A 9,941-nucleotide genomic window follows, 5' to 3' on the forward strand; every position below is an offset into this window, starting at 1 on the left:
AGCTATATCAGGTGCAAGGTATGCCGGTTTACAGGATGATCATATCCACTTTATGGCCTTGCCGTTTTACGAAACCGGTAAAACGAAGAAGAACTCGGTAGGTGAGGAAGATATTCAATTAACCATCGACCTGCTTCAAAAAGTAAAACCACAGCAGATCTTCGCGGCAGGTGACTTTGCAGATCCTAACGGAACCCACCTGGTATGCTTCAAAATCATATTAGCTGCACTAGAAAGATTAAAAGGAAAAGAAGCCTGGGTTGAAGACTGCTGGCTGTGGATGTACCGTGGTGCATGGCATGAGTTTGAAACACATGAGATAGAGATGGCAGTACCATTGTCGCCACAGGAAGTGATCCGCAAACGTAACGCGATCTTCAAACACCAGTCACAGAAGGATACTCCGGTATTCCCTGGTGATGATGCAAGGGAGTTTTGGGTACGTGCGGAAGACCGCACCCGCGACACGGCCCAACGCTATGACCGTCTTGGTTTAGCTGAATATGAGGCTATGGAGGCGTTTGTTAGGTATAAATTTTAAAAATTAGTTCATGGATCATGGTTGATGGTTCATGGAATTGAAAAATACATCTACCCCCAGCGTCCGTGTTATCACGGGCGCTTTTTTTTTGTATATAGTTGGCCGCAGGGACACGGCCAGGGAAAGGACAAAGCTTTATCACGCGTCATTGCGAAGCACGAAGCAATCGCGAACCGTACAGAGGCACTTGTATAGTCGCTCTGCAAATCGGGGATTGCTTCGTACCTCGCAATGACGCTTATTTATATTTTACCCAACAAAAAAGCCTCCCCAAAATGGGAAGGCCTTCAATATTAAATCCGAAATCAAAATTCCGATATCCGAAATTAAGACGCCATTTGCTTGCGGATGATGTTCAATGCACCACCTGCTTTAAACCACTCAATTTGCTGGGCATTGTAAGTGTGGTTTACAGGGAATGATTCGGTTGAACCATCTTTATGGTGTAATACCACGGTCAACTGCTGGCCAGGGGCAAAAGTAGTTAAGCCGGTGATATCGATAGTATCATCTTCCTGGATCTTTTCGTAATCGTTAGGATCAGCGAAGGTGATACCCAGCATACCTTGTTTTTTAAGGTTGGTTTCGTGGATACGGGCAAATGATTTTACCAATATAGCACGTACACCCAAGTGACGTGGTTCCATAGCTGCGTGCTCACGTGATGAGCCTTCGCCATAGTTTTCGTCGCCTACTACAATCGAACCGATACCTGCTGCTTTGTAAGCACGCTGAGTAGCCGGAACAGGACCATACTCGCCGGTTAATTCGTTTTTAACGCTATCGGCAGTAAGGTTAAAGTAGTTGATAGCACCGATCAGCATGTTGTTTGAAATGTTATCCAGGTGACCGCGGAATTTCAACCATGGGCCAGCCATAGAAATGTGGTCGGTAGTACATTTACCTTTAGCTTTGATCAGCAATTTAAGGCCTGTAATATCGGTACCTTCCCAGGCTTTGAACGGCTCAAGTAATTGTAAACGTGATGAAGTTGGAGAAACGATAACTTCAACTTTGCTGCCGTCCTCTGCTGGTGCCTGGTAGCCTGCATCTTCAACCGCGAAACCTTTTACAGGTAGTTCGATACCTTGAGGCTCATCAAATTTAACTTGCTCACCGGCTTCGTTAGTTAAAGTGTCGGTAAGGGGGTTAAAAGTTAAATCACCCGCGATAGCGAAAGCGGTAACAATTTCAGGAGACGCTACGAAAGCGTGAGTGTTAGGGTTACCATCCTGACGTTTAGCGAAGTTACGGTTAAACGAAGTGATGATAGAGTTTTTACGGGTAGGGTCATCAGTATGACGGGCCCACTGGCCAATACATGGTCCGCAGGCGTTAGCCAATACCACACCGCCCATTTCAGCGAAAGTTGCAAGGTAACCGTCACGGTCAACAGTGTAACGTACCTGCTCAGAACCTGGAGTGATGGTAAACTCGGCCTGAGTTTTTAATTTTTTATCGATAGCCTGTTTAGCGATAGAAGCCGAACGGGTGATGTCTTCGTAAGATGAGTTGGTACATGAACCAATCAAACCAACTTCTAATTTAGTGGGCCAGCCGTTTTCTTTAACAGCGGTAGCAAATTTAGAGATAGGCCATGCCAAATCCGGAGTGAACGGACCGTTTACATGTGGTTCAAGCTCGCTCAGGTTGATTTCGATAACCTGGTCGAAATATTGCTCTGGGTTAGCGTAAACTTCTTCGTCGCCGGTTAAGTGCTCAGCAATAGCATCGGCAAGTTCAGCGATATCGGCACGTTTTGTACCTTTTAAGTAAGCAGCAGCTTTTTCGTCGTAACCGAAGATAGAGGTAGTAGCACCAATTTCTGCACCCATGTTACAAATAGTGCCTTTACCGGTTGCAGACATTGAGCGTGCGCCTTCGCCAAAGTATTCAACAATAGCACCGGTACCACCTTTTACAGTAAGGATACCAGCAACACGCAGGATAACGTCTTTAGCTGAAGTCCAGCCGGAAAGTTTACCGGTTAATTTAACACCGATCAGTTTAGGGAATTTAAGCTCCCATGGTAAGCCGGCCATTACGTCGCAGGCGTCAGCACCACCAACACCAATAGCAATCATACCCAAACCACCTGCATTAGGAGTATGTGAGTCGGTACCGATCATCATACCACCCGGGAAAGCATAGTTTTCCAACACTACCTGGTGAATGATACCTGCACCGGCTTTCCAGAAACCGATACCATATTTATCAGATACTGAAGCCAGGAAGTCATAAACTTCGCGGTTAACGTCAACAGCAGTACTTAAATCTTCAACAGCACCAATTTTAGCCTGGATCAGGTGATCGCAATGTACGGTAGATGGAACGGCAACCTGCGGGCGACCGGCTTGCATAAACTGCAAAAGGGCCATTTGCGCAGTAGCATCCTGCATGGCTACACGGTCTGGTGCAAAATCAACATAATCAACCCCGCGGCCGAATGCTTTTTGGGCATCGCCTTCGCTAAGGTGGGCATATAAAATCTTTTCGGTTAAAGTTAGGGGTTTACCGGTCGCTTTACGGGCAGCATCAACACGTGTGCTGTAGCGGTCGTAAACCTTTTTGATCATATCTAAATCAAAAGCCATTTGTATTTGATTTTTAGGTGAAAAGTAAAAGAAATTGACGTTAAGCCCGTTATCCGGCCTTAGAGCGGCGAATTTACAAAAAATAACATTTGAAAGCTGTTAGTGCTTTATACAAATGTTATTTGGATAAGTTCTAAATAAGTTATTGGGAGTTAGTGGTTGGTTACGGCAACCTTCACTTTTTTGTTGATGAAGATGCATGATACAGTGAAAACTAATGCGGACATCAACAGAACCGGATAATACATCTTTCCAAAAATATCAGGTAGGTCTTGTTTGGAGTTCCCTAAAAACAAAAATGCAAATCCTGTAGTATTTATGGCAGCATGAAAAATCATTCCCGGAATTACGGATTGCGTTTTATTATAAATCCAACCTAAAAATAAACCTCCGAAAAACGCTGGAATGGCCTGCCAGGGATTTAAGTGCAGTGCGCTAAAAAGGATCGCAGAAATGAATATAGCTTTGTTAGGCGAATAATTTTTTAAAAGCCCTTTTAAAATAATGCCCCTGCACAATATTTCCTCGATGATTGGAGCTATAATAACAACACTCATGAAAGAGAATATATCTCTCGTGAACATCCGCTCAAATATCTCGCGAATTTTCAGTGGCATTGGTAGCAATACTGAAATTCGTTCTAAGACGATTGAGAATGCCGCTGCCGCTATGATCAATACCGGGATAAGCCACCCTTTGATTTTATTATAATTTATGGTTGATGGATAACCTTGTTGTTTTTCACTCCTTTTTAAAGTATACTGTATTGCCATTAGTATGGGAGCAGCATTCATCAATACTTTGAATATCGATTTCACAGCCGGAAATTCTTGTGGAGTATTCATAAATATGATGGCGGCGATTATTGCAACGATGATCAGAAAAACAAGATATACGAAAAATAACTTTACAACAGATGTTACGTTAGGATAGGCTGTTTGCGGAGCGAGAGCAATGTTTTCAGGCTCTTCTGCATTTAGTTCGATGTTTGTTATTTCAGACATTTTGCGATTGTTTAGGAAAAAAATTGGCCGGTCATGATAAACGACCAGCCAATTTAAAATTAAAAAATAGTTCGATAAAATATGAACAGGTTATTTTTCTGCTTTTGATGAAGCAGGAGGTAACTGTTTCAAAATCTCCTCAATAGCCCTGTCCAACTGCGGATCTTTATTTTCTATTCTGTCGGCAAAATCTGTTTTTACATAAATGTCTGGTGTTACACCTGTTTTTTCAATATCCTTGCCGTCAAGCGTATAGCAGCCCCAGGCCGGAATGCGGTAGAATGATCCGTCAACCAAACCTTTGCCACTGGTAAAAATGATCCAGCGGTAAGTTTCGGTGCCGATGATCTTGCCAAGGCCCAGTTGTTTAAAGCCTTGTGAGGTCATCTCGCCGTCGCTAAGGGTTTGCTCATTCATGAGCAGGATGATCGGTTTGGCCGCCGGTGCAAAGTTTGATTGCTGTGTTTTTTTACCGTCGCGGTAAGCCCATTGCAAATAGGGTTTTTGCGACAAGAATTTTAAAACATTATCATGTACGTTACCGCCTGTATTATATCTCAGGTCGAGGATAAGCGCATCCTTATTATAAGCGTCGTCAACCATATCTTCCAGGAAATCTTCCAGAGCGCCATCACCCATGTTTTTCATGTAAGAGTAAGCGATGCGGTTTTTACTTTTTTCGGCTACGGTTTTGGCGTTGGCCTTGATCCAGTCGTCGTAAAGATTGCCTGACAGATCGCCCGTCGATTCAGGGTGAAGCTTCACTTTAATATCTTTGCCGCCGCGGTTAAAGGTCAGTTCAATTTCTTTATCAAGCGATGGTTTGCTGAAGTAATAATTACGGTCCTGTTTTTCATCAACCGTGACGCCGTTCACTGCTTTCAGGATATCACCCGGTTTTACATCGATACCTGCTTTATCGGCATTACTATGGATGACTATACTGCTAACTTTGTATGGTGAATCATTGTCAAAAATAATTCCGGTTTCCATGGTACGGTAGCTGAAGGTTTTCTTTTCCTCGTTGCCGTTTGAGTAAAAGCCCTGGTGCGATGAATTGAGCTCGCCAAGCATGTCATTCAGCAACAGGCGCAGGTCGGCCCGGTTATTAATATAAGGGACAAATGTTTTATAGCTGTCATGAACCTTTTTCCAGTCGGCTCCGTGGAAATTGCCGTCGTAATAGTTTTCATCCAGTCCCGCCCAGGTTTCATCAAACATCTGTGTAAATTCCCCGGCCATGTTACGGGTAAAGCTATAATTGATATCTAACTTATCTACTTTGTTGGCGTCGATGTTTAGGGTGTAGATATTGCCTCCGGCCAGTACAAAATATTTATCGCCATTGCCAAAAATGTCGTAATTGCCGAAGTCGCCGCTGCCAACTTTTTCAGTTTTGGGGTTTTCAAAAGCTTCAAGGGTGGTACGGTAAAGTGCCCCTTTGCCTTCGCTATGGTTTGAGGCATAGTATACCAATGTTTTATCTCCTTTTTGAATCACGTAAGGTCCCTGGGCCTGGCCAAACTCCGGACTGATGCGTTCCAGCCTTTTCATCGGTTCTTCGGTGTCTATAACAATATCGGCAGGCGGTTTAGGTGTTGGCTGCTCAGATAAAGGTTTCTTTTTGTTAGACGCTTTTTTGTCCTTATCCTTTTTGTTTTTATCGTCGTCTTTTTTCTCCTCTTTAAACAGGGCCGTAAACTTATCCATCTTAAAAGGATCATCATACTTTTGCAAAGGCATCCGGTAAACGTGGGCATCTTTTGAGCCGTAAGGATACTCGGGCTGTGTACGGGATGATGAAAAATAAATATACTTGCCATCCGGCGACCAGAATGGCGCCGATTCTGTAACACCGCTATTGGTAAGGTTCAGTATTTTCCCGGTTTTTATCTCATAAACAAAAACGTCCATCTCAAAATTGCGGTAAGCGTTGTATACCACGTACTCGCCATTTGGCGAAAAGCGCGGAGGAGGGTTGTAGAATCCCCAAAACTCATCGGTAACAATAGTTTTTGATGTGAGTGTTTTCAGATCCAAAAGTTTCAGTTCATTACGGCCGCTCAGATAAATGGCTTGTGTGCGGTCTTTATTCATGCTCAGCAGGCGATTGCTGCCTTTATCTGTGGTAAGCTGTTTTTCGGCGCCACTGCCGTCGGCTGTTATGGTGTACCAATTAGGATAGCCACCCAGGGTTTGACCAAAAATGAGGGTTTTGTTATCGCTCATCCAGCTTACTTCGGTAATGCGTTCGCTGGTATTACGCTCCAGTTTTTTGCCGAATTTACCTTCGGCATCGCTTACAAATAATTCGCCGCGGGATACAAAAGCCAGCTTTTTGCCATCGGGTGATAATGCTGCTCCTTCAATTTTACCGCCTGTTTCAAACGATTGGTCTTTAGGCAGTACATTATTGCGGAACAGGTTTAAGCCTAGCTTCTGCGTTTGTTTGGATGCCACATCGTAAACAAAAATCTGGTAATCTTTTTCAAACACTACTTTGCTGCCATCGGCACTTACCTGCGGGCGTTTGAGAGAGGTGGGAAACTGGGTTAACGCGGTTTTTTTACCATCGATAAAGGCATACAGGTTATATTCTTCGTTGCCCTCGTCGGATACAAAATAGATGTTGCCTTTTTGATCAATGGTGGTCCAGAAATCCTTGCCCTGCCAGTCGGTATATTTTTTATAGGCTTTGGTTTTAGGATTGTATGATTGAATATCGGGATTGTAAGCGCCTTTATAGTGCTTACGGGTGGGGAAATAAATGCTCTCCCAGGTATTGCTGAAAAATAGCTCGCCGGTTTGCGGATGCTCAACAACACCGTGTATGGTATTAAAATAATGACCAAACAGCCTAACGGGGGTGCCGCCGGTAGCTGCTACTTTGTATTCGCTGAAGCCATTATAACGGCTTGAGTTGAAGTAGATGGATTTCGAATCCCAGGTCCAGGAATCTACGTTATCGCCGGCATCGTTATAGGTAAGCTGTTTGATATCGCCGCCGGCGAGGGGCATTACGTATACATCGTTGTTGCCAAACTGGTTTGATGAAAAAGCAAGCCATTGCCCGTCGGGCGATACCCGCGGACTGGTTTCTTCACCCTGCATGGCGGTCAATCGCGTGGCGGCTGTGCTGTTGATATCGGCTTTCCAAAGATCGCCTTCGTAACTGAAAATTACAGTTTTGCCATCGGGTGTTAGGGTTGGGTTAGATGTAAAATAGCTTCCGGTTGTTTGGGCTTTAAGGCTGGTTTGGCACAGTGCTGCCAAAAACAATACGATGTATAGTTTCTTCATATGGTTTAAGTTTTATGAATAAATGTATTTTTGAGCCATGTTAAAAGTGGTGCACCTCAATACGTATGACGGTAACGGCGGCGCGGGCAGGGCCTGCATGCGCCTTAACCGGGCATTACTTAGCCAAAATATCGATTCTAAAATTATAGTACATTATAAATTTGGAAATAATCCTGATATCAAGACTTTTAACGGTAATATCATTCAAAAATCATACGCCGCCGCTACTATTATCCTGGAACGGATATTGGCCAAACGCTTTTTAAAACCCGATAGCCGTACCCCGTTTTCTTTCACCTGGTTTGGCCGTTCGGTAGTTAATCATCCCGATGTGAAAAAAGCCGATATCATTCACCTGCATTGGATTAATCACGGTTTTCTGGACCCTAAACATATAGCCGAAATTAGAAAGCTGGGCAAGCCTGTGGTGTGGACCTTTCACGATAGCAATGCTTTTACCGGCGGTTGCCATGTACGCTATACCTGCGATCATTACCAGCAACAATGCGGTAACTGCCCGCTGCTGATCAACTCTGCCGATGATGATATTTCGCACCGCATTTGGCAGCAAAAAAATAAGGCTTATCAGCAACTCGACTTCAACATTATCGCCCCAAGTTTATGGATGCAAGATTCTGTAAAGAAAAGCAGTTTGATGCGGAGCAAAGCCACAAGCAATATTCCAAATACGCTGGAAACGGATGTTTTTAAGCCGATAAACAAAAAGGAGGCGAAAGCCAAAGCAGGCTTGCCGACGGATAAATTTATCTTTTTAAGTGGCTTTATGCCATCGCGTAAAGATCTGCATAAAGGTACCCAATATCTGTTGGAAAGTATGGAATTACTAAGACAGCGTTTAGGTGCAGAAACCGATCAGATAGAATTGGTGGTGTTCGGCAACCGGGGTACGGAAAACCTGCCTGACTTTCCTTTTAAAACCAGCTTTTTAGGAACCATCAATAACGATGAGAAACTGGCCCTGCACTACGCCGCGGCCGATGCTTTTTTAATCCCTTCGCTTGAGGATAATTTACCTTACACCGTAATGGAAAGCCTGAGTTGCGGTACACCCGTAATCGCTTTTACTACAGGTGGCATCCCGGATATGGTGCGGCACCAGTATAGTGGTTTCCTTGCCACCTATCGTTCATCCGAAAGTTTTACTGATGGGATGGAATGGATCATTAAACATCCTGAAAAGGACAAGTTGAACCACCAGGCCCGGCAAACCATTATGGATAGGTTTTCGGAAGAAGTAATAGCCAGAAAACATATCGAAGTTTATCGACAATTACTGAGTAAGGGAGGGAATAATGTTTAATCCAAGACTAAGCGTTATCACCATTGTTTATAATAATGTTAGAGATATTGAGCGTACTATCCGCTCGGTGATTAATCAGACATATACTAATATTGAATATATTATTGTCGATGGTTTATCTAATGATGGTACCCTACAGGTAATTGACAAGTATAAAAGTCAAATAACCAAATTCATCAGCGAAAAAGATGAGGGCATTTATGATGCCATGAATAAAGGGCTTGCTTTAGCTACCGGCGATTATGTGATCTTCATGAACTCGGGAGATGAGTTTTATGATAACGAAACCGTTGCCGCGGTTTTTGCTGCTGCAGAGGATGCCGACATTTATTATGGTGAGACAGAAATGATAGCCGATGAGGGGAGTAGTTTAGGGCAGCGCCGTCACAAAGCACCCGCAAAGTTTACCTGGCGTGGTTTTAAATATGGCATGAGCATTAGTCACCAGGCTATCTATATCAGGCGGTCGCTGGCAGAACCCTATGACCCAAGATATCAATTGAGTTCGGATATCGACTGGATAATCCGCGCGGCAAAAAAGGCTAAAAAGATTGTGAACGTTAACCGTTACGTGGCCAAATACCTGGTAGGGGGCATGTCGAAGAAAAGGCACCGCCAAAGTTTGATGGAGCGTTTCGAGATCATGAGGCGGAATTATGGCTTGATCCCGACTGTTTTAAACCATTTTGTTATCGCCTTTAATTTAGGCTGGTATTGGTTGAAGAATAGAAGGACGAATGATTAATCAAATGCAATAATATGCTCTTCTCTGGCGCCCTTCTCTGGCGCAAGTGTTGTGCGGTTGATTGAGCAAGGCTCACTTGTGCCTGTGTGTAATGTAAACCTATAGCAGGATTTATCAATTAATCGGTCTCATACGGCTATAGGTTTACAGTTTTGGAATAAACTTATTCCAGATGAAAGAAACAATGTTGTCACGCTTCTCCTTTACAGAGACTTTTAAGGAGAAGCTGGTACTGATGGTGATGTATCGCAACCGATCAGCTAAAGAAGTCGCCAAAAGTTACAGATTGCCCAATGTCCAGATGCTTAATAACTGGGTTAACCTTTACAAGAAAAAATTGGAAAAAGGAGCCGTAACTTTAGCTGTCATGGATGCTAAAGATAAAAATGATCCTAAGGCCCTTAAACAGCGTATAAAGCAATTAGAGAAGTCTTTA

At 43.6% G+C, this 9,941-nt stretch carries 6 protein-coding genes and 1 pseudogene; 4 read left to right on the forward strand and 3 right to left on the reverse strand.

Going from position 1 to position 9,941, the window contains the following annotated elements; genetic code table 11:
• Nucleotides 1-541: pseudogene (locus BLP33_RS26980) on the forward strand (glucosamine-6-phosphate deaminase); the annotation flags it as partial.
• A 326-nt stretch (nucleotides 542-867) separates the two neighbouring features.
• On the opposite strand, the gene BLP33_RS26985 reads toward BLP33_RS26980, so the two are convergent.
• From BLP33_RS26985 to BLP33_RS26995, 3 genes are all read right to left on the reverse strand, one after another.
• Complete coding sequence (locus BLP33_RS26985; protein WP_090535028.1) at nucleotides 868-3,135, reverse strand: aconitate hydratase; 2,268 nt, start codon at nucleotides 3,133-3,135, stop codon at nucleotides 868-870.
• Nucleotides 3,136-3,287: 152 nt separating this feature from the next.
• Nucleotides 3,288-4,139 (reverse strand): CPBP family intramembrane glutamic endopeptidase, encoded by an 852-nt coding sequence (locus BLP33_RS26990; protein WP_090535030.1) that lies wholly within the window; start codon nucleotides 4,137-4,139, stop codon nucleotides 3,288-3,290.
• Between the two features lie 90 nt (nucleotides 4,140-4,229).
• Nucleotides 4,230-7,439 (reverse strand): S41 family peptidase, encoded by a 3,210-nt coding sequence (locus BLP33_RS26995; protein WP_090535031.1) that lies wholly within the window; start codon nucleotides 7,437-7,439, stop codon nucleotides 4,230-4,232.
• Nucleotides 7,440-7,476: 37 nt separating this feature from the next.
• Here BLP33_RS26995 and BLP33_RS27000 point away from each other — a divergent pair, with 37 nt between their 5' ends.
• The 3 genes from BLP33_RS27000 to BLP33_RS27010 all read left to right on the forward strand — a co-directional run.
• A complete protein-coding gene (locus tag BLP33_RS27000; RefSeq protein WP_090535032.1) occupies nucleotides 7,477-8,760 on the forward strand; it encodes a glycosyltransferase in 1,284 nt (427 codons plus the stop codon).
• A complete protein-coding gene (locus BLP33_RS27005) occupies nucleotides 8,753-9,505 on the forward strand; it encodes a glycosyltransferase family 2 protein (RefSeq protein ID WP_090535034.1) in 753 nt (250 codons plus the stop codon). The genes BLP33_RS27000 and BLP33_RS27005 overlap by 8 nt, the downstream gene beginning before the upstream one ends.
• Nucleotides 9,506-9,677: 172 nt before the next feature.
• On the forward strand, nucleotides 9,678-9,941 hold a 264-nt coding region (locus tag BLP33_RS27010; protein WP_139159953.1), incomplete at its 3' end, for a transposase.

It is taken from the genome of Mucilaginibacter sp. NFR10 (genome assembly GCF_900100445.1).
Taxonomy (GTDB): Bacteria; Bacteroidota; Bacteroidia; order Sphingobacteriales; family Sphingobacteriaceae; genus Mucilaginibacter; species Mucilaginibacter rubeus.